Raw genomic sequence first — 22,907 nt, forward strand, 5'->3', positions numbered from 1 at the left:
CATTTATAAATTATGAAAAAGTATATATATATCATCGCTATCGCCCTAATTGTTGTAGGTACGGCGTGCGAAGACGAGTTTTTAGATGCTCCGGCTCCTTCTAGTGTTGATGAAGACTTTGTTTTCGCGTCAGCAGAAGATGCACAAAAAGTGATGGCCGGTATTTATGAAATATGGTACGATCTTGATCGTTTGCTTTATTATGAAACCGAAGTGGTAGGTTCTGACTCAGAACGCCATCCTGAAAACTATGCCTCACAGGGCAGGCATATTCCTGAGGGTCTTTTTGCCTCTGAATTTAACATTAACGATGGCAATTCGGCCACAACTTGGAAAGAGTGTTATACCGTTATCAACAGGTGTAATATAATGATAGAGGCTATTGAAGAAAAAGATGAATATCAACAAGCTCTGGCCAAGGGTTCCCCTAGCGCTTGGACTCAGATTTATGGTGAGGCGGTTGCAGCACGGGCTACATGTTACAAACTTTTGGTACGGTATTATGGTGACGTTCCATACTTCGATTATGCTATTAAAACTACCGCACAAACCGACACTTTAGGTTTAAGTTCTAGAGATTTGGTTTACGACAACGAGATTGCGGCCCTTAAAAAAGTGGTTCCTATGATGTACCGCTTGGGCGAAGGTGGTATTAATGCAGAACGTTTTTCAGGTACTTATGTCGATGCCCTGATCGGCAGATTGGCATTTGATGCCGCCGGATACCAATTACGAAGAACCGATTTCGATTACGGTAACGTAACCTTCAACCAAATCGGAATAGATAATTCTACTTGGCAAGCCAAGTATGTTAGACGTAGCGATTGGCAATCTTATATGCAAACAGCGAAGGAACACTATTTGAATGTAGTCAATAATCCCGGTTCGGCACGTTTGATAGAATCAGATGATAGAGGTGCTGGTTTCGACAACCCCTTTCAACGTAATTTTCAATATCTAATGGACTTGGAAATTAGCCCTGAATCCATTTATGAGTCTGGCTATACCCGCGGGTTCAATTCAGATTTTCCCTATTCATTCGGTCGTCCATCGGGTGGTGGCGGATCAAACGCATATCCTCCAAAAAACTATGGGCAAGCTAGAATATATGCAAGTTTTTATTACGGTGATTATCAACCCAATGATAGACGAAGAGATGTTACTGCATGTATTACGGCCAATTCGGGTGCCGCCTCTGAACGCTTGATAAATTTTGAACCTGGAAGTAGGGAAAAGGGGGGATTGGCAATGAACAAACTGGACGAATCACGTTTTGAAGATCCCTTCACCGACGCCCAAAGAAAATCAGGCTGTAACTGGCAACAATTGCGTATGGCCGATGTAATGTTAGACTTGGCGTATGCTTCGGCTGCCACTGGAGATGAAGCTACGGCAAAGACTTATTTGACCAAGGTGAGAAGCCGTGCTTTTTGGCCTTCTGATCAAGCTGAAATGGTAGATGGGTACATCGGAGGCCTTTCTGGTCAATCACTGTTAGATGCCATTGCCTTTGAACGAAAACTAGAACTGGCCGGAGAAGGCAAAACTCGTTGGGACATGACTCTTTATGGCCAAATGCCCGAGAGAATAAAAAGCTTGAGAGACAGACAAATTGCCATGGTAGAAGGTCTGAAGAGTGATGGGTTCTATACCTTTCCTGAAACAGGCATGACTATTTCAAACTTTGTTTGGACGAAGTATGTAAACAATAAAGATGATTTTGACACATCCATAAATCTTTTAACCACCCAAACACCACAGAATATTACAATTGACGACCCTGCATACCCGGTACTTGTACCCGGCTGGCGAGGAACCAGTGACCTTTGGACCGATTATATCAGCACCCTAGAAAGTGACAAGGTAAACCTTGCCATTCGAGGTCTTTATGAATATATCGACCCCGATGGACCAGTAGCGGCAGCCCTCGAGGCCGATGGTTATGAAATGACACCATGGGGAGCCAATATGGTTGCCAACGAAAGTCAGTATACCTCTGATATTTTTAAAGGCTATCCAGACTCATATTATCAAGCCGGTGAACCACCTAGGTACATGAGAGCCATTCCGTTTGAGACTCTTTCAAAATCGAAGGGATTAATAACACAAGGTTACGGGCATGCTTCCGAGTAGCACAATATTTAAAGGCTCAATCGTCTGGTAGCGATTGATTTTTAGTATTTTTTTTGAGTTAGTTTGAATTTGGGGCCGCTTTTTAAGTGGCCCTTTTTCTTGTCGACGGATTAAGGAAATAGTAAACCGTATCTGCATTTCAATCAAACTTTAGCAACAGCAAGGTAGGCGAATTTTTGGCAAATTGGCTAGCGGTTTTGCCATCTTTATCACCATTGATTGCCATGCCGGTAAATGAACCTAAAAGCAATTCTGGAAAGTTATTTTGATCCACATCGGTAGGCTCCATAACAAGCCATCTTCCGGAACCTGACCCTGCAAAAGTACTCAACCTAAATGCAATGGAATCGTTCACGGTTTTGTTCTCCATATAAATGAATCCTTCCTGCGGCGCTTCTATTAGATCGGGAAAGAAGGAAGCAAGTGCAATGTCTAGGTCACCATCTTTGTCAAAATCATAGGGAACTGCCTTATATGCCCCATTTTGATGCTGAAAAAAGGCCTCCTTAAAATTATCATCACCATCGTTGATATAGATGCGTAGACCGTGATAGGGTTTTGGGAACCTTGAGTAATCGGCATTATCTCCGTTAACATACATAATGTCGGCATGCCCATCTTTGTTCCAATCGACCATAGAAAAGGATACAGAACCATAGACAGCGGGAAATCTTAATAAGTTTTTCAGTCTAAATTCTCCATCACCTTCGTTATAGTAGGCATCAATTCTTTCTTTGCCTTGGCCCATTAATACTATGATATCATTTAGTCCATCGTTGTTCAGGTCAACTATATTTACAGCAGCCGCACCTGGATCATAGCTTAATATTCGTTTGTCGTAACCTCGATCTTTTCGTTTTAGAAACAAGCTCAGCTTACCCGTATGATTGCCGTGTTCGCAAACCAGAATATCTTCAAGACCATCACCGTTAAGGTCTTCAAAAATGCTCTGTACGGGTCTCTGTAGGTTCTTCAGTACACTGCTAAAACCCTTATAATCCTTATCACCTGGTCTTTTGAAAATTTTGACCAAACTACCGTTTGGGTTATCGGAAGGGGTAAAACTGCCCATTAAGGTAGCAAATATAGTATCTGACTTGTGGGTTATGTGTGAAATGGCCGATGGCAATGCCAAGGTACTCAATGATTTTAGGTCACTGCTCAATATATTCAATGTACTATAGTCTTGTTTGGTATCGGCCACATAGACCTGATTTAGCTCTGCATTGAAATTAATTGCAGTAATCATTGGAGGTGAAATACGAAAATCGGATAATGACACCTTAAGATGGGAATTGCTTTCATTCAGTTCTTTCTGCAACTGAAAAACAGAATCAGGAGCTTTTTCAATGTAATATTGCTTTATTGACTCCCACTCTAGATTGCTTACCAATTGCTGCCTTGGGAAAATATTGCTTTCTTCGACCAGAAACCCTCCAGCATTCGATTCAATCAGACTTTCTCTAGTGATATCGCTATAGATACCCATGCGATATGCCATTTGCGGTAAAACCCCGAACTGCCATGTACTTTTTGCAAGTAATTCCGGTTCAGGAAAAATATGGCAACTGGCGCAATAAGTTCTAGCCAAGCTCTCACCTGAGGGCTTACTTTGAGATGATTCTTTTAGATCTGAGGGTATTTTTTTTTTAGAAGCGTTGTCGTTGCACGATATGAAAAGCCAACACAAGAAAATTAGAAAACTGAAAAATCTAAAAAGCATTGAACCTTTTTGAATGGTTTACACTATAAAAATGCAATAATTATCCATTATAACCTAAGCCTTGTCGTAAGGCATTGCTAAATATTGACAGAGATGGTCAAAAGGCTAGAAAAGAAAAAAGGGCGAAAATTTCGCCCTTTTCTTTATTGAGGATAACCTGGGTTCTGTTCCAGATTGGGATTTTTATCCAATGCGTCTTGTGGTAAGGGGAAGATGGTATTCCAATCGTCCAATTCATAGAAATCTAAATTCGGCTGATAGCGCGCTATAAGATCTAAAAGAGCTTGGTTCGGTGTAAATGGATCACCGTTATCATCGAACATCGGTGGAACGGTATAGGTAGCATAAGCCACCTTATTGGTCAACAACTTGCCCTGCCTTACCAATTCTTCATAATCTTGCCCTTCATAACATAGCTCTTTCCTAAATTCAAGATAGATCGAGTCTCTAAGTTGCTCTTGAGACAAGCCTGACAAATCGGGCAGACCTGCGCGAGTTCTTACCCTATTAACATATTGATAGGCGTTACCTGGCCCTTCGTCTTCATTTATTGCCTCTGCCGCCGTCAATAATACGTCGGCAAATCGTAACACTTTTATATTATATGCCATACCGTCGGATACTTTGTTCAGTGGATCACGGTATTTGTTTATATGTGGAACAGGATAAGTGTTTTCATACCATTGTACTATGGTGTCGCCCTCAAGGCTAGGAAATTCGGTCAGCCAAGTAGCTTCTTTGCGCTTATCTTGCTCACCAAACTGGTTAAACCACCATAAGCTGCCAATAATCGTGCCCCACTGACCTGGACCATACCCATTACTGTTCGGCTCGAAGTTATTCCCTAATTGATGACCCTGTGGCGAGATTCCGTTGTATTGTACCTCAAAAATACTTTCAACATTATTATCGACGCTACCTGTTGATTGCCAATAGTTATCTTTAGGGTCGGGCACTAAATCTAAGCCACTGGGAGAGTTGATTACCGCTACGGCATTCGTTTTGGCATTGGCCCAATCTTTTCGATACAATTGTACTTTGGCCAACATGCCCTGTGCAGCCTCTTTCGAGGCACGCCCCACATCGCTACCTGAATACTGATTAATATTGGGCAATGCTTGCATGGCCTCCGTCAAATCTGTAATAATCTGTGTGTAAACCTCATCGGCGGTATTTCGAGATACCTGCAATTCACCGATATCGGAAGTAACCGTCTCCGTTAAGATAAGGGGCACGCCGCCCCATCGTCTGACCATATTAAAATAGGTCAGTGCCCTAAGAAATTTTGCTTCGCCGAGAATTCTGGTCTTGAGTGCCTCATCCATTTCAATTTCGGGAACATTATCTAAAACCGCATTAGCTCGGTTGACGGCCTGCCAAACCGCACCCCATATAGCGATATTGTAGCGGCTACTGCCCACCATACCGGCATCGTTCAATGTTATGATTTCACCTCGATCAGAAGTTGCGCTCAATCGGGAGAAACACCCGTCAGAAGCTAGCGTACTAGACGTCATCCAATACCTTGAATAGTAATCATTAACTCTTAAAGCCGCATAGGCCCCATTTACAGCAGCTAATGCATCTTCTTCCGTTTGATAAAAATTTACGGGTGATATCGAGTCTTTCGGAATCTCCTCTAGATAATCTTCGCAAGAGGAAGAGAAAACCCCTAGACAGACCAATAGTAAATAAATTGTATTTTTCATTTTAGTAATTTTTTATTAGAAGTCAAGTTTCAATCCCATTAATACCGTTTTTGCCAGCGGATAAGAGCTGATGTCCCAACCGAAAGAGCCTCTTACATTGGCCCGACCGTTCGTGTCAGGGTTATACCCCAAATAATCGGTTATTGTTATCAGGTTTTGTCCGGTTACATATATTGATCCCCCTACATTGCCGAGAAAACCTTCCGGAAAATTATAGGTGAGCGTTATTTCACGCATTCTCAAATAGCTTGCATCTTCTAGGAAAAAGTCAGATTCACCAATATTTCCTGAACCTCCTACCAAAGGTGAGTTTTGGTAAGGTGTTGGCCATACTGCATCGGTGTTTTGCGGAGTCCAATAGTCGGCCCGCTCGCTCAATACGTTCTGCCCCCTTGTTACGGAGGTATTGAACCTTCTCATGGCGTTATAGACCAATCCTCCTTTTTGACCTTGGAAAAACGTTCTTAACTCTAAATTTTTATACGTAAAACTTGTATTGAATCCATAAAGTAAGTCTGGATGCGGACTTCCCAAAACCGTTCTGTCATTACTATCTAGCACGTTATCGCCATTAACATCTACATAACGTACCATACCGGGTAGCACACCATTTTGAAGTGTCTGCCCTGCATCGGCTTCTCCTTGACTGCGGTACAGACCATCGGTTTTGTACCCAAAGAATACTCCGGTAGGTTCCCCGACCGAAACGTATGATCTTGGCGTCGATCCGGCAAACGTGGGCTGCGCAATTTCATAAGACTGGTCTCCATCACCCACTTCACTTGGACTACCCAAAGAGGTGACCTCATTCTTGTTTCCTGAGAGGTTAAAACCAACATTCCAACCGAAATTGTCCGTATTTATGATTGTCCCGTCCATAGAAAGCTCCCATCCAATATTTTCCATTTCACCTAAGTTCTGTACAGAGGGATCAATGATTCCCGAGGTTTCAGGTAAACGAACCTCGAGCAACAAATCTTCGGTTTTTTTGATATAATAATCAAAAGTAGCATTTAGCCTACCTCTAAGAATGGAGGCGTCTAAACCAAAGTTGGCTTGACTGGTTATTTCCCAGGTCAAATCGGGCACTGGTACGCGAAGGGGTGAAAACCCGTTTACGGTAGTGCCATCACCAAAATTATACGGGGCAGATTGCAAAAGAGCCAGCGATCTGTACGTTGGTAATTCTTGATTACCTACCTGACCCCAACCTGCCCGAAATTTTAAGTTGTCGAAAAAATTCGATTCAGACATGAAAGACTCATTAGAAATTCTCCATGCCAGAGCTGCAGAAGGAAAAAAGGCCCATTTGTTATCGGCGGCAAATTTTGAAGAGCCATCTCGACGACCTGTTACCGTAATCAAGTAGCGATCATCATAATTGTAGTTTACCCTACCTAGAAATGAAACGATACTGAATTCGGCATATCTAGAATCGACCGAGGGCACAACAGAGCCTCCACCCAAATCGTAGGGCCCTGTAATATCGGTGGCAAAGCCTCTACCTGATATCAGTCTGAACTCCTCAGTCTCTTGCTGTAAAGTAAATCCGCCCAACAACTGTAAATTATGATTTCCAAAAGTTTTATTGTAGTTAAGCGTGTTTTCGTTTAACAGCGAACTTCTATTGACAGAACTTACATCAGCTGAATTAAGGGGGTTTTCGTTATTGAATTTTGAGGTTCTATAAACATGTCGGTCGCGATTTTCGATATCGGCACCAACACTTACCCTGAATTTTAAATCTTTGATCAAATCATATTCTGCGTATAAAGTACCCAAGATACGGGTATTGACACTCTTATCTGAAAATTCATTTATAAATGCGACGGGGTTTAAACTACCCTGTGCATCTGGAGCATTAACTACGAACCTATTACTTGAATAGGTGCCATCTGGTTGATATATAGGTAGTATAGGAGAGGTAGACAGGGCAAGGGCCGTTATACTATTGGTAGCCTCGCCCTCTGTTTCAGCCGCATTATTTATAGCCCTCGAAATATTTAGAGAAGTACCTATCTTGAATTTTTTGCTCGCCTGAATATCAAGGTTGGTTCTTAGTGAATACCTGGTAAAGTCAGAGCCTTTTATTATACCTTCTTGCTCAAAAACACTTCCGGATAAGTTATATTGAACGGCTTCGGTACCTCCATTTACACCAATCTGATGATTCTGAATCAAAGCACTTCTGAAAATCTCATCTTGCCAATCGGTATCGTTTGCCGGAGCATCAGTAAAAACTACAGGGTCGTTACTGTTCGCAGCAGTTTCATTATATATATTCTGATACTCTTGGGCATTGAGCATGTCTATCTTATTCGATACAGACTGTATACCGCCATACCCATTATAAGAAATTCGCGGAGCCCCTTGCTGCCCTCTCTTAGTGGTTATTAATATTACGCCATTGGCACCACGAACGCCATATATGGCAGCAGCTGAGGCATCTTTAAGTACCTCGATAGACTGAATATCGGAAGGATTTAATGAAGCTAACGGGTTTTGGTTGACCGTATAATCAGTGCCCGTACTACTATCTTGACCTCTTCCAGCGCTTGTAGAAAATTGAGATTGCCCCGTGACAGGAAAGCCGTCAATCACATATAAAGGTTCATTACCGTTCAGAATTGAGGTTGTACCTCTAATCTTTACACTAATACCACCGCCCGGAGCAGATGTATTATTTGTGATATTGACACCGGCTATTCTCCCTTGCAAGCCCTGCTCCATAGAGGTAATAGGTTGCGAATTAAGTTCCTCGGCGGATACAGACGCTACCGACCCCGTTAAATCACTCTTTTTCTGGGTACCGTAGCCAACCACCACGACCTCGTCAAGCTCACTGGCATCTTCTACCATAACCGTATTGATGGTAGTTTGACCGTTCACCGCAACTTCTTGGGTTTTATAACCGATATAGCTATATACCAAGACGGCATTCGAATTGGCATTAATACTATAATTACCGTCAAAATCTGAAGCTGTACCGTTTGTAGTGTTTTTTACCAATACGGTTACACCTGGTAAGGGCACTCCACTTTCGTCGGATACAGTACCACTTACAGTCAGTGAATTTTGCGCGTATATCGGCGCGGACATCAACAGTACTAAAAACAGAATGTGAAGTTTGTTTTTGTTTTTGGTTTTCATACTTAGAATTTTAAATGTCGATTTTGCAACTTTGGCGATTTTCAATATTAATCGATGAAGTCATAGACGTTACAGTCATAAAATGTAATCGATTGCTCAATATTACTAAAAATTTGCAAACTTCATGTTAAAATTTTAATTCAAAATAGTATTTTAACAAATTATAGCCCTAAATAGTATAAATTCGATTACTGAATTAGTCTATATTTATGTATCTCAAAACATTTTATCCGAAAATCCGCTAATAGATTCTACTTTGCAAGCACAATGCAATCGATAACGCTACTTACTTTAGTTTATATTTGCCGGATATATATTTCGACCCGTTGTACACAATAAGTGCTAAATGAAAAAAAAGACCACCATCTATGATATTGCCAAAGAACTAAATATCACCGCTGCAACAGTATCTAGAGCCCTAAATGACAATCCAAGAATTAGCGCCGATACCAAAAAATTGGTTATGGCGACCGCCAAAAGGCTCAATTATAAACAAAATAGAGTAGCCCAGGCACTCAAAAGCGGTAAGAGTAAAAATGTAGGAGTCGTGCTACCCTATATCAATAGAAATTTTTTCTCAACGGTAATTAGAGGCATAGAGGAAGAACTCAACCCGAAAGGCTATAACGTTATTATAACTCAAACCCATGAGAAAGCGAACAAAGAAATTGATATAGTACAAAACCTTTTAAATGCTCAAGTAGACGGTATTCTAATATCAGTATCAAGGCAAACAAACAGCAATGATCATCTTACTCAGGTCTTAAAGAAAAATGTACCCCTAATATTCTTCGACCGGAAGAAAGATATCAAAGGGGGCAGCTCGGTTACCTTAGACGACTTTCAAGGAGCATACAAAGCAACTCAGCATCTTATCGCACAAGGTTGTACCAAAATAGCACATATGACCATTGATTTGGCATTGCTCATCTATCAGAACCGTTTGGCAGGATATAAACAGGCCCTATCGGAGCACGGTATTGATTTCAATCCTGATTATGTGATTGGTCTACAGAGTGAAATTGTAGCCGGTATCGATGCTGCCAAAAAATTAATGAGTTTACCGGAACCTCCTGATGCTATATTCTCAGCGACCGACCTTGGGGCCTTGGGTGCAATTCAATACTTAAAGGAAATCGGAAAAACCATACCAGACGATTTTTGCGTTGTTGGTTTCAGCAACGAACCATTTACGCAATTTATGGAGCTTCCCATTTCTTCGGTAGACCAGTCTCCCCTATTAATGGGCAAAACAGCTGCCAAGGTTTTCTTGGAACAAATAGATTCGGATGATGTTAAAATAGAAAAAAATGTAGTTCTCAGCCCTACCCTGGAAATTAGAAAATCATCTTTAAAAAGGGATAATCAATAAGTTGTTCATTTATCTATAAAGAGACCCCTCTTTTCCAAGGTATAAAGTCGTTCTGGTTCAATATATCGGCTTTCGCCATAATCTCACCGCTCGCCACCTTGATTACATATTCTAAAATCTCTTCGCCCATCTCGGGTATGGATTTTTCACCTCGAACCACAGCTCCCGTATCTATATCGATGATATCGGGCATACGCTCGGCCAAAACCGTATTGGAAGACACCTTTAAAACCGGAGCGATGGGGTTACCTGTAGGGGTGCCCAAGCCTGTTGTAAACACTACAATATTAGCTCCCGAACCTACCATACCCGTGGTACTTTCAACGTCGTTTCCTGGGGTACAGAGTAAATTAAGGCCTGGCTTGGTAACATATTCACCATAATCTAGAATTGCCTCGATTGGCGAAGTTCCGCCTTTTTTGGCCGCACCAGCCGATTTCATAGCATCGGTAATCAATCCGTCTTTTATATTACCAGGGGAAGGATTCATATCAAAACCCGAGCCTGAAGCTTCGGCCGCGTTTTCGTAGGCTTTCATCAATTTCATAAACCTTTCAGCATCTTCATCGTTAACGCATCGATTGACCAATTCTTGCTCTACACCACACAACTCTGGAAATTCAGATAGAATCGGCGATCCTCCCACAGCTGCCAAAATATCGGAAGCATAACCCAAAGCGGGATTTGCAGAAATACCAGAAAAGCCATCAGATCCCCCACATTCGAGACCCATTTTTAATTTAGATATCGGAGCCGGTTGGCGCTGAATTCCATTGGCCTCTTTTATACCGGCAAAAGATTCTTTAATGATAGTATTCAGCATATCATCTACCGTACCCATTTGTTGCTGTTCATATATCAGAACAGGTTTTTTCATATCTGGGTCGATATCACTAAGTGCATTTTTCAAGATTTCAATCTGAAGGTTTTGACAACCGAGACTCAAAACAGTAGCACCTGCTACATTGGGGTTTTTTACATAACCTGCCAACAACTTCGCCAAGGTCTCAGAATCTTGCCTGATACCACCGCAACCACCCTGATGGGTAATGAACCTAACTTCGATATTGTCAAAAGTCTGTTGTGTTTCCTCATCGGCTTCTACCTCGTTATTGGCCGAGTTTCCACTAATAAGGTTTCTTAACAGATGTCTTTGCTTATTGACTTCACCTATAGAAAGCTCTTTTTCAAAAACATCTTTTAAAACTTCTATATTTCTGTTTTCACAAAAGACTAAAGGAAAAAATAGCCAAACGTTGGCCGTTCCCACCTGACCGTCAGGCCTGTGGTAACCCATAAAGGTTCTATCTTTAAATTTAGAAACGTCAGGAGCGTTCCAAGAGATAGACCCTGTTTTCTTCTCAACGGAACTGCTCTGGTGCTTTACATTATCAACAGTGAGAGCATCTCCCCGTTTAATTTCACTAACAGCCTTGCCAACCAAAACGCCATACATGAAAATCTTGTCATCTACGGCAAGGTCTACCAAAGTAATTTTGTGTTTGGCTTTTGTGTCTGAGAGTATAATTATTTCTTCACCTTCGAACTCGACCCTATCACCTTGTATCAAGTCAACTAGGGCTATGGCCACATTATCTTCGGGCTGAACCTTTATCAATTTAGTTTGCATAACTCGTAGTTTTGAATTCATTCTCAAATCTAATATATCCTCCTTGAACACCATCTTCTTCAATATATTCAAGAGCTTTCGCTACCGCATTTTGTAATCTTGGAACTTGGGTTAAATTTTCACCCCAATAGCCTTCATTTTGAAGAACCTGTTCAGCAACCCTGTCATACGAATTAGATTCCCAAATACGTTTCATGTTGGCCACAATTGCATCATCATCATTAACAGGAAGGTCGTTCCCATTAAAAGTTCCTTTATAAAAGCGAATCAAGCAAGCAAAAGCATACACCAAATGTAGCGGAAGGCTGTTTTTTCGTTTTGTATATTCTAACAAACTTGGCAAAACCCTTACTTTAAACTTTGACATACTGTTCAAAGCAATACTTGATAGCATATGCTTTACGAACGGATTTCTAAATCGGTCAAAAACCGCACTAGCGAATGCTTCAAGTTCCTCTTTTTCCATATCTAGTGTCGGAATGATTTCATCGAACACCAGAGAGCGAATAAACGGACCCGTAAAACTCTCGTCAACACTTTCTTTTACCGTCTGATTTCCGTAGAGTATTGAAAATGGAACCATAGAAGTGTGCGCACCGTTCAGAATACGAACTTTTCTGGTTCTAAAGGGCTGCATATCGCTGACAATCTTAACATCTAAATCGGTCTTATCAAAAGGCAATTTTTTCTTCAATGTTTCATCTCCCTCGATAACCCATAGAAAAAAGGTTTCTGCACTTACAATCAGGTTATCTTCGTAATCTAATTGCTTGTTGTATTCTTCTATTTGATCTCTAGGGTAACCTGGCACTATACGATCCACCAAAGTATTGTGAAAACTGCAAGCCGATGTTACCCAATTCTTGAACTCTTCGGATAAATTCCACAATGCAATATAATCGAGTACAACTTGTTTTAGCGTGTCAGAATTGTAATTGATCAATTCACAGGGAATAATGGTCAAAGCCTTATCCTTCGCACCATTAAAATATTTGAATCTATGGTGAAGTAGTACTGTTAACTTCGCAGGAAATGAAGACGGCGGGGCCATATCAATCGTATCAGATTCTACAAAGGCAATACCCGCCTCTGTTGTGTTTGATATGATAAATTCTAATTTCTCTTCTTCAGCTAACTTTAGATAAGCATCAAAACTTAAATAGGGGTCGATACCCTTTACGATATTCGTGATAATTTCTTTCTCTTCGACTTCATTACCGTCTTTAATTCCTTTCGTAAAAAGAGTATAAAGCCCCTCTTGAGAATTCAAGACAGAAACCATACCTTTTGAGATAGGCTGTACAACGGCAATACCGGCATCAAACCCAACTTCTTGGTTCAACTTTTGAAAGGCATATTCAACGAATGCCCTGAGAAAATTACCTTCGCCGAACTGAATCACCTTGATCGGTAAGTTTGAACTTGTTCCGCTATTCGCTCTATTTAGCTTCTTCATCTACTTAAATATTTACACTTCGAATTTATCTACTGTATTTTAAAATTATCTAGCCACCCTTCCAGAAGCATCACCACTCATGAGTTTTTCGACCTCTGAGACAGTTGCTAAATTCGCATCGCCTTTTATGGTATGCTTTAAACAAGATGCGGCTACGGCAAAATTCAAGGCATTCTGGTCATCATCAGGGTATTGTAAAAGTCCGTAAATGAGTCCGCCCATAAACGAATCACCGCCTCCAACACGATCAACGATATCGGTAATCTGATACTGCGGAGACTCATACATTTTTTCACCGTCGTAAAGTACACCGGCCCATGTATTGTGCGAAGCACTAATAGACCCTCTTAAGGTAGTAATGACTTTTTTGGCCTTCGGAAATTTCTTCATCATTTGCTTACATACCGACAAGAAAGCTTCGGCCTTAACATCATGACCATGCTTGTGAACGTCTAAGCCTTCGGGGTGAATGCCAAAATGTTTTTCAGCATCTTCTTCGTTACCTAATACTATATCGCAGTATGAGGTAAGTTCGGTCATTATCTTCTCTCGGTCACCACCATAGTTCCAAAGTTTGGCACGGTAGTTCAAATCGGTAGAAATGGTGATGCCCTTCTCGCTTGCAGCTTTGACTGCCTCGAGGCATGCATCTGCAGCTCCTTGGGAGATGGCAGGTGTAATACCCGTCCAATGAAACCACTCGACTCCTTCAAAAACAGCATCCCAGTCTATCATTCCCGGACCGATTTCCGCAATTGCAGAGTGTGCCCTATCATAGACAACTTTACTACCGCGACTAACTGCCCCGGTCTCTAAGAAGTAGATACCCAAACGGTCGCCACCATAAACAATTTTATCTACCCCTACGCCTCTCTTACGCATTTCCATCATGGCGCATTCACCAATATCATTTTTGGGCAATCGAGTAACGAAATCTACGGGCACGCCATAGTTTGCCAGCGAAACGGCAACATTAGATTCACCCCCGCCATACACTACATCAAAACTATTGGTCTGTGAAAATCTTAAAAATTCCGGAGGGGCAAGGCGAAGCATTATCTCACCGAAAGTAACTACTTTTTTCATGAAAAAATCAGATTGAATTGTTAGTTGTTTAAAGTTTCAAAAATTATTCGAACTAAGCTTATTTTAATTCATTTGGGGGGCACACATCCATATCACTGTAATCGAGGTTTTCACCTGCCATGCCCCAAATAAAGGAATAGTTGCTCGTACCGGATCCTGAGTGAATCGACCATTCAGGTGAGAGAACTGCCTGGTTACCCTGCATGAATATATGACGTGTATTCTGCGGCTGCCCCATAAAGTGACACACTGTCTGACCTTCCTCTAGATCAAAATAGAAATAAGCCTCCATTCTTCTTTCATGGGTATGGGCGGGCATGGTATTCCAAACATTACCTTCGACCAATTCAGTGATACCCATTTGCAATTGGCATGTTTCGACAATGCTGTTCACAATTAGTTTGTTTAGAATTCGCTTATTGGCATATTTGGCATCACCCAATTCAATCACTTCAGCCTTGTCTTTACCTACTTTCACAGTAGGGAAACTTTGATGCGCGGGTGCAGAATTGATATAGAACAGAGACTTTGAACTGCTGGCCTTAAATATAACTTCTTTGGCACCCTTACCAACATACAGCGCCTCTTTCTTATCGAGTTCGTATATCGTGCCGTCTACAGAAACACTACCCTTGCCACCTACATTTACGATACCTAATTCACGTCGATCTAGAAAATTCTCAGATTTCAGATAAGGTATGGTTTCTAGAACTAAATCTTTGCCAACTGGTTTTGCACCGCCCACAATGTACCTATCATACATTGAATAGGTAAGGTTAATGGCATCATCTTGAAATAGATTTTCCATTAGAAAGTGCTCTCTTAATTCTTCAGTTCCGTATTTTTTGGCATCCTCTGGGTGCGATGCATACCTAAATTCGTAATTTGTCATAGTAAATTTTATTTATGTAATCGATTACGCGAATATAATCATTTTAAAAAAACCGAAGGAAAATGCCCTGTGATTTTAAAATAAACTTAATATGGGGGTGCATAATACAAGTTTTTGACAAACTCACCAAAAAAGATATGTACACGAGCCCATTTTGAACAAATGTGTTAACTATTTTACCATTTGTTTTATTTAACAAAAATCGAGAATAAAAATTCTTGTATTCTAGACTGCAACTTTCTTTTGAACATATTTACTGAATACCAAAAAGAGTATCCCACATAATAGCCATGCAGGCAGGGTCACAAAAGAAAGAAAGACATCGAATTGAACGGAAATAAAATAGAAGAGGCCAAAACTTATCGCCCAAGCAAAGAGCACCGCCTTATTAAAGCGTATATTGTTTTGTTCTGCATAGTTGGCTACGAGCCCAAATCTCGCACCAAAGAAATGTTCGAAAACTATTATCGCCCCGACAGGTGCCAGTATAAATCCGTAAAGTGCTACGAAATCAAGTAACTTCATGGCAAATGCAGGAAAAAGTCCAGCAATGGTGGCCACTGCGCCGGCAAGAATGGTTACCCAAAACGTAGAAGTCTTCGGTAGAACTGCCTGAAATGCCAGACCGGCCCTGTAAATTGTCGGGTTCGCTGTTGTCCACCCTGCGAGTAATACTGCTAGTATACCAAAGAAACCTAAAGCCTTATATGCCAAGGGACCAGGAGCTACCGTAGGTGCCTCCCCGTTGCCCAACATGGCTTGGGCCTCGGGTGTCTTAAGGTATACGGCGTAGAGCAAAGCAGCCGCTATCCAAGCCATATAATGCCCAACATAGATGCCTGCGGCCGTCGTCCAGCCGGCACTTGCTTTTTTAGCGAATCGAAATACCGATAAATCAGACATACCCACGTGCATGGCAGCGTTCGCAAACCAAGACCACAACACAATGTGCCAAAATGTATATTTTATTTGACCGGGAAAGGGTTCTCCCCCATCTCCCCATATATCCCAGAACTCCGAAAAGTTAGTGACTCCCAATTCATTTAAGGAAACTATACCGCAGGCCAAAAATGCTAGAACAATAAAAGGAGACATCCAATTAGAGGCCTTGGACACCGTGTTAAAGCCCTTCGCGGCAATTAGGGAAATCACGGTTCCTACGGCTAACACAATAATTATCCATGTAGGGCCATTGGGGAGGGTATCTGTCAGTTTGGGCATTTCCATATTAAAAGGAATTCCCACGGCAGTGGCAGAAATGGTTATCATCGCCCCCGCCAAAAAGCAGAAGAGAATACCATTTGCCAAGTTGTAACCGATTACCAACTTTTTACCGCAAATTTTTTCTAACTGATAGTAGAGGGTCAATCGATGCTTGACCGCAATTTCAGCCGTTAAGAATCGCCAGCTCAACACTGCCAGTAAATTACCGATCAAGAGACCTATAATCAAATCAAAGGCACTAACACCAGTCGTTAGAAACAATGGACCGATGACAAATTCGGTACCCGCGGCATGCTCACCCGCATACATACCCAAAAAGCTTTTCCAACTCTTCAACTTTGATTGGGGAACGGGCTGTCTTTCAAACTCACCTCCCGCCAAGTCTTCAATAATTTCTTCTTCTTGACTGTGCAATGTCATAATATTGGTTTAATTGGTTATCAGATGCTGCGGAAGATCTTCAACCCTCTCACAGCACAATTGGTCCATCACCTGTTGAAATTGTCTTTTCAACATAGCTACGGTATGGTCTCCGCCCTTATTGCCGAGTGCTGCGGCACCGTACATGAAAGACCTACCCATAAAAGTGAATTTGGCCCCGCTCGCCATAGCCCTAGCTATATCAGGACCAGAACGTAGACCACTGTCAATCATGACCTCGATCTGGTCGCCGTATTTAGGAGCGATATCTTCTAATGAAGCAATAGTAGATTGCCCCGCATCGAGTTGTCTACCCCCATGATTGGAAACGATTATGCCATCGAATCCCATTTTAATGGCATCTTCAGTATCTTGTTCAGAAGCCACGCCTTTAAGTACCAATTTCCCTTTCCAACGATCACGAATGGGCTTTATTTTTTCTGCATTTAGCTTGCCCGAAAAGGTCTTATCCATAAATTGACCTAATTGCTTTAGATTAAGGCCTTCGGGGGTATAGGGCTTCAGGTTTTCAAATGTTGGTTGGCCATATCTTAACGTGTTCATCGCCCATGTGGGCTTACCTAATATCTGAAGTATATTTCTAACTGACATTTTGGGCGGTAAGGCCAATCCGTTTCTGATATCCCTTGGGCGGTAACCGAAAGTGGGTACATCACATAGCAATACTAATACCGGGCATTCGGCTGCTTGTGCCCTGTCGATAATATCGTTTCGAACGGCATCTTCAACAGGATTGTACAATTGAAACCAAGCTTTGCCTTCGGTCAGTTCGCTTGCCCGTTCAATATTCATCGTAGTAACCGTACTTAGAATAAAAGGAATATTATGTTTGTGTGCCGATTTAGCCAATATCTCTGGGGAATTTGGCCACATTAGGCCTTGTAGACCAACAGGGGAAATACCGAGCGGTGCGTCGAACTCCATACCCAAAACCTTGGTTTTTGTAGAGCTCGTTCCATAATTCTGAAGGTATCGCGGCTGTAGTTGAACTTCACGCAATTCAGCCGTATTTCTCGTAATATTTACATCTTCGTTACAACCTCCGTCTAAATACTCAAATGCAAAGTTGGGAACCCTTTTTTCCGCTTTCGTTCGCAATGCGTCTACAGATGGGTATTGTGAGTTTATTTCACTCTTCATTTTAAAGCGATTTAATAAGGGAACAATCTTTCAGCCCGTAGTTTTGGGCCAAAAACTCTTTGTCAAGTTCGGTCTTGGAGATAACGATGGCTGCTCCTAGAGCAGATCCTAACGAAGCATCGGTGGTACGTATTTTCATGCCCCTAAGGTAATGAGATAAAAGTTTTATATAAACATCGTTATCACTAAAACCTCCATCGATATAAAGGTCTGAAATCTTTTGATCACCTATCGCCGACGAGATACTCTCTACCTGAAGTAACATCAATTCTAACATCAATTGATGGTATGCATGCTCGAAAACATCATACCTGATTTTCGTAACCTCGGGCTGATTTTGAGAAGAGATACTTTTCCATTTGAACATGGGTTCGAAATCTTTATTGATTTCGAAGAATGTTTCTTCGTTAAATTTTACCGTTCTATGATAATCGGCATGCACGCCAAAATGAGCCGTCAACTCTTTGGTCTGAAGTTTATATTCGTTACCTAAAAAAAGTCGGGCCACCTTTACAGGGCTACCATCGATACGCATATTGAACAAACTTTCCCTTTCAATATCCTCAAGGCTCAGCATACCCGTGGTAAACGGATTGATCGAAATACTCCATGTACCGGTCGAAACCAGTAAAAACGGATCAGAAAGACTTCTTACATAAGGCAAAAGAGCAGATGAACTATCGTGAATACCGGGGCCGATACGTAGTTTTTTATTTCCGTATTCAACACTTACGGTATGATTTGAATCTACAATTGGTGGAAATTTTTCATCTACTCCCTCTTTAAAAACCCAATGGTGATACTCTTTTTTTTCAAAGTCCCAAAGATTGGTATGGCACCCAATACTTGTGAACTCACTTACAGGAACCCCCGTAAATAAATAACTCAAATATTGAGGTAGGTGAAGTGAATATTTAATTTTTTTAAAAACGTCTGGCTGCTCACTTTTTAACCAAAACAAATGCATTCCCGTGTTGAGCATGCCCATATTGAGAGAACCTGTAACCCTTGAGAATTCATCAACCGGCCCGTACTTCTCGTAAAAGGCATCAACTACATCTTCTTTTATAGGCTTCATATAATTATAAAGCGGAGTAAGCACCTTACCCTTCTCATCTATATGCACCAAACTTGCCCCGTAACACGAAAAGTTAAGCGACTCAATATCATAGTCTGAAGAACTGAGCATTCGGTCAAAAACCTCTTTCGCCCAGTCTTCGAGCGTTTTTAAATCTTCCGTAGGATAACCATCTTCATCAACAATCTCTTCAAAACGCGCATATTCTCTATACACTTCTTGAAAATCTTCATTAAAAAGAAAGAACTTTTTATTCGTTCTACCAATATCAAATACAGCAGTTACCTTCATCGAATATTATTAAATTTATAATCCTGAGGCTACGGCATTTTTACCTCGCTCATCAATCAGTTTCTGACGTACCTTCATGCTGCGATAAGCCTTAATGGGATCTAAGGCCCCACCCGAATTTAATCGCGCTTGCCTCAATAAAGGCCTTACATCGGTTCGATAGGCATTTTGAAGAATTTCTTGGCAAAGCACCACATCATTATCTAACTGTGCCGACCTCAACATTTCTTGATCGATCAATAATGCTTTGGCATAAGCTTCTTGAATGGCCTCTAACGACTGAATCAAATCTTCTAACGGGTCTTTAATATTATGACTCGCATCTATCATCCAGGCCGGGTAGGGGTTCTGCGGATTGTTTTTCATTCCATAGACCAACTCGTTAAATATCAAGAACAAGGCATAAGGTTTTACACTACCGACCGTACTATCGTCATCGCCATATTTGCTATCATTAAAATGAAAACCACCTAATTTACCTTTCATCATCAAGGTTGACACTATCTGCTCAATATTGGTGTTTGGCAAATGGTGCCCCAAATCAACCAACGTATAGGCTTTATCTCCGCAGGCATTGGCCAACATAAACGATGTGCCCCAATCTTGAATAACGGTACTATAGAAATTGGGCTCGTAGGGCTTATACTCTATAAACATCTTCCAATCGATGGGCAGCTCTTTGTAAATTTCTTTTAAGCTATCTTCGGTATGCTGCAAAGCGGTCTGAAAATTACTCTGGCCCGGAAAATTAGAGCCATCGGCAAGCCATACCGTTAGGCTTTTTGAGCCAAGCTTTTTGCCTATTTCGACCACGTCGATATTATGCCCTACCGCTTGATCTCTTACAGCCTTGTTCACATTACTCAACGAACCGAACTTGTAACTTTCCTTTGCACCTTTCTGATCTTGAAAAGTATTTGAATTTACGGCATCGAAAACCAAGTCGTTCGAGACCGCCAATTCTTTAATGGCATTATAATCTTCAAGAACATCCCAAGGGATGTGCAATGAAATCGCACCCGCCGTTTTGGTCAATGAATGGATAATGCCTACATCTTCAATTTTCTGCTCTAGGGTTGAAGGCTCACCATAATAGGAGAACCTACCGAAACGTGTACCCCCGGCACCCAATGCCCAACTAGGTATAGCCACTTGAAAATCGGCTAGTCTTTGAACTGTATTCTTAATATTAACCCCTTGTTTGGATAAGGTATTAGCTAGAAAATCAAAACTAGATTCGTGGGTTTGCCTATAACTGTTGTTATTGGCCAGTAACTGTTCTTTATTTACCTGCATATTGTAACCTGATTATTATTTATCGAACGAAAGCGTTGGCCATACCACCATCTACATTGATAATGTTACCAGTACTTTTATGAAGCACCCCTACAAAAGCAAATACTCCATCTGCAATATCGGCAGGGTAAATAATTTCGTTCATCAAATTTCTTTTGGCATAATGAGCCGGCAATTCTTCTACAGTAATACCATAGGCCTTGGCACGGCCTTCGGCCCAATCGCCTTCCCATATCTTGCTGCCCACGATCACACCATCGGGGTTTACCACATTAACTCGTATCTTCTCACCGCCCAATTCTGCGGCCAAAAGTCTTGACATATGCTGCTGTGCGGCCTTTGCCGTACCATAACCCACATTGTTCGGCCCCGAAACCAATCCGTTTTTACTGGCGATACTAATAAAATCGCCGCCTAAACCTTGTAAGCGCATGATTTTAACGGCCTCTTTGGCCAATTCAAACTGACCTTTGACTAATACGTCTTGAAGAATATCCCAGTCTTTTTCAGTAGTTTCCGTCAACGGCTTAGAAATAGCCAAACCTGCACTATGCACTACTATATCAACACCTCCAAAATCTAAACATGCCTTTTTGTAGGCAGCCACAATCGATTCTGATTTAGTTACATCGCACACCGCATAAGAAGCAGTATCACCCTTATAGGTTTGCACACCTTCTTTCAAGCGATCTTCCACAATATCGGTCAATACTACATTAGCGCCCTCGGCGGCTAATTTATCGGCAATCGCTTTTCCAATTCCACCACCTCCACCGGTAACCAAGGCTACTTTTCTTGATAATGGTTTTTCCTTCGGCATACGCTGAAGCTTAGCCTCTTCCAATAACCAATATTCAATATCAAAAGCTTCTTGTCTTGGCAACGAGGTATATTCGGTTATAGCTTCCGCACCGCGCATCACATTAATGGCATTGATATAAAACTCACTGGCCACCCTAGTGGTCTGCTTATTTTTGGCAAAACTGAACATTCCAACTCCCGGGTAAATTATGATGACCGGGTTAGGGTCTCTCATCGCCGGACTATTGTCTTTTTTACAAGACTCATAATACTGGGCATATTCTTTTCTATATTGTTCGAAGGCAGGCTCTAATTTTTTTAGTACCTCTTCTGCATTACTTAGGTCTTCATTCTTATCTAGGTCAAGAACCAATGGCTGAATCTTAGTTCGCAAGAAATGATCGGGGCATGAGGTACCCATAGGTGCCAATCGTTCCAAGTCATTACTGTTGATATACTCTAAAACCACGTCGGTATCACTAAAATGACCGATCATTCTATTTTCTGAAGAACACAAGCCCCTTAAAAGTGGCATTAATTGCGAAGCTCTGTCTTTACGCTCATCTGCCGGTAGACTTTGTACCTTTTGACCGCCGAACACCTCACCTTGTTCCTTGATTTTTTTAGCGATATATTCCGAAGCCATTTCTATAACTTCTAAACTGTTCATATAACAATCGTAAGAAGTGTCACCCCAGGTAAACAGGCCATGGCTACCTAAAACAATACCGCGAATACCAGGGTTATCGTTCAGACATTTCTCTAACTGCAGGCCTAAATCAAAACCAGGTCGTTGCCATGGCACCCAACCCATGGTATCGCCCCAAATTTCTTTGGTCACCTTCTCGCTATCTTTTGCCGCGGCAACCGCAATCAAAGCATCCGGGTGTAAATGGTCGATATGCTTAAAGGGAAGCAAGCCATGCAAAGGTGTATCTATCGAAGGGGCCCTACTATCTAAATCGTATATACAGTGATTGAACAGGCCTACCATTCTATCTTCATCATGCAGACCATCATAAACATTCTTAAGATTTCTCAATCTTTCGGTGTAAAGTCCTGCAATACCTGCCCGATCTAAAGTACCAATATCACCTCCTGAACCTTTGATCCACATTACCTCTACTTCTTCATTGGTCAGCGGGTCTTTTTCTATAGTCTTGCAACTGGTATTACCACCACCGTAATTGGTAATTCTCAAATCTGCACCAAGAATATTAGAGCGATACAGAAAAAGAGCAACTTGATCGTCGCCTAATTCGATTGCCTTTTTTTCGTCCCATAGATAGTTTACATGTTGAAATGTCTTTTGCATAACTTATATCTTATAATGTGGTTTCCGTTTGTTTTAACCGTTTCATCAAAAATACATATTACATTTTCTGTGACTATCCTGTGCTGTACTGTTACCTTTGAAATAATATAAAAGAACAGCCCGTAAATATTGCTCTACCTTAATTTTTGTTTACTTTTAAAACCCACTTC

14 protein-coding genes are annotated in these 22,907 nt (G+C 41.4%); 2 read left to right on the forward strand and 12 right to left on the reverse strand.

The features are described 5' to 3' along the window. Nucleotides 1-12: 12 nt before the first annotated feature. Nucleotides 13-2,133: a RagB/SusD family nutrient uptake outer membrane protein gene (locus IV512_RS09690; RefSeq protein ID WP_209402786.1), complete on the forward strand. Its 2,121-nt coding sequence runs from the start codon at nucleotides 13-15 to the stop codon at nucleotides 2,131-2,133. Between the two features lie 139 nt (nucleotides 2,134-2,272). Here the strand turns inward: IV512_RS09690 and IV512_RS09695 are convergent, their stop codons facing one another. From IV512_RS09695 to IV512_RS09705, 3 genes are all read right to left on the reverse strand, one after another. Next, on the reverse strand, nucleotides 2,273-3,856 hold the full coding sequence (locus tag IV512_RS09695; RefSeq protein ID WP_209402788.1) for a VCBS repeat-containing protein: 1,584 nt from the start codon (nucleotides 3,854-3,856) through the stop codon (nucleotides 2,273-2,275). A 143-nt stretch (nucleotides 3,857-3,999) separates the two neighbouring features. Then, complete coding sequence (locus tag IV512_RS09700; protein WP_209402790.1) at nucleotides 4,000-5,565, reverse strand: RagB/SusD family nutrient uptake outer membrane protein; 1,566 nt, start codon at nucleotides 5,563-5,565, stop codon at nucleotides 4,000-4,002. A gap of 15 nt (nucleotides 5,566-5,580) precedes the next feature. Further along, nucleotides 5,581-8,715, reverse strand: coding sequence for a TonB-dependent receptor (locus IV512_RS09705; protein WP_209402792.1), 3,135 nt, complete (start codon nucleotides 8,713-8,715; stop codon nucleotides 5,581-5,583). 346 nt (nucleotides 8,716-9,061) lie between these two features. On the opposite strand from IV512_RS09705, the gene IV512_RS09710 reads away from it, so the two are divergent. Then, nucleotides 9,062-10,087 (forward strand): LacI family DNA-binding transcriptional regulator, encoded by a 1,026-nt coding sequence (locus IV512_RS09710; RefSeq protein WP_209402794.1) that lies wholly within the window; start codon nucleotides 9,062-9,064, stop codon nucleotides 10,085-10,087. A 13-nt stretch (nucleotides 10,088-10,100) separates the two neighbouring features. Here IV512_RS09710 and IV512_RS09715 read toward each other — a convergent pair whose 3' ends face one another. The 9 genes from IV512_RS09715 to IV512_RS09755 form a co-directional block, all read right to left on the reverse strand. Continuing rightward, nucleotides 10,101-11,717 (reverse strand): UxaA family hydrolase, encoded by a 1,617-nt coding sequence (locus IV512_RS09715; RefSeq protein WP_209402796.1) that lies wholly within the window; start codon nucleotides 11,715-11,717, stop codon nucleotides 10,101-10,103. Beyond that, complete coding sequence (locus IV512_RS09720) at nucleotides 11,707-13,173, reverse strand: tagaturonate reductase (protein WP_209402798.1); 1,467 nt, start codon at nucleotides 13,171-13,173, stop codon at nucleotides 11,707-11,709. Before IV512_RS09720 ends, IV512_RS09715 begins: the two co-directional genes overlap by 11 nt. Nucleotides 13,174-13,218: 45 nt before the next feature. Further along, nucleotides 13,219-14,259 (reverse strand): sugar kinase, encoded by a 1,041-nt coding sequence (locus IV512_RS09725; protein ID WP_209402800.1) that lies wholly within the window; start codon nucleotides 14,257-14,259, stop codon nucleotides 13,219-13,221. Nucleotides 14,260-14,317: 58 nt separating this feature from the next. Then, nucleotides 14,318-15,151: a 5-dehydro-4-deoxy-D-glucuronate isomerase gene (kduI, locus tag IV512_RS09730; RefSeq protein WP_209402802.1), complete on the reverse strand. Its 834-nt coding sequence runs from the start codon at nucleotides 15,149-15,151 to the stop codon at nucleotides 14,318-14,320. 225 nt (nucleotides 15,152-15,376) lie between these two features. Next, nucleotides 15,377-16,795, reverse strand: coding sequence for a cytosine permease (locus IV512_RS09735; RefSeq protein ID WP_209402804.1), 1,419 nt, complete (start codon nucleotides 16,793-16,795; stop codon nucleotides 15,377-15,379). Nucleotides 16,796-16,804: 9 nt separating this feature from the next. Beyond that, entirely contained in the window at nucleotides 16,805-17,956 is a 1,152-nt protein-coding gene (locus tag IV512_RS09740) for an alpha-hydroxy acid oxidase (RefSeq protein WP_209402806.1), read from the reverse strand. Nucleotide 17,957: 1 nt separating this feature from the next. Beyond that, a complete protein-coding gene (locus IV512_RS09745; protein WP_209402808.1) occupies nucleotides 17,958-19,325 on the reverse strand; it encodes an FGGY-family carbohydrate kinase in 1,368 nt (455 codons plus the stop codon). Between the two features lie 15 nt (nucleotides 19,326-19,340). Further along, nucleotides 19,341-20,621, reverse strand: coding sequence for a sugar isomerase (locus IV512_RS09750; RefSeq protein WP_209402810.1), 1,281 nt, complete (start codon nucleotides 20,619-20,621; stop codon nucleotides 19,341-19,343). A 19-nt stretch (nucleotides 20,622-20,640) separates the two neighbouring features. Beyond that, entirely contained in the window at nucleotides 20,641-22,737 is a 2,097-nt protein-coding gene (locus IV512_RS09755; RefSeq protein WP_209402812.1) for a bifunctional aldolase/short-chain dehydrogenase, read from the reverse strand. Nucleotides 22,738-22,907: the final 170 nt, after the last annotated feature.

This window comes from Pseudozobellia sp. WGM2 (assembly GCF_017810075.1).
In the GTDB taxonomy this organism is placed as follows: Bacteria; Bacteroidota; Bacteroidia; order Flavobacteriales; family Flavobacteriaceae; genus JADNYK01.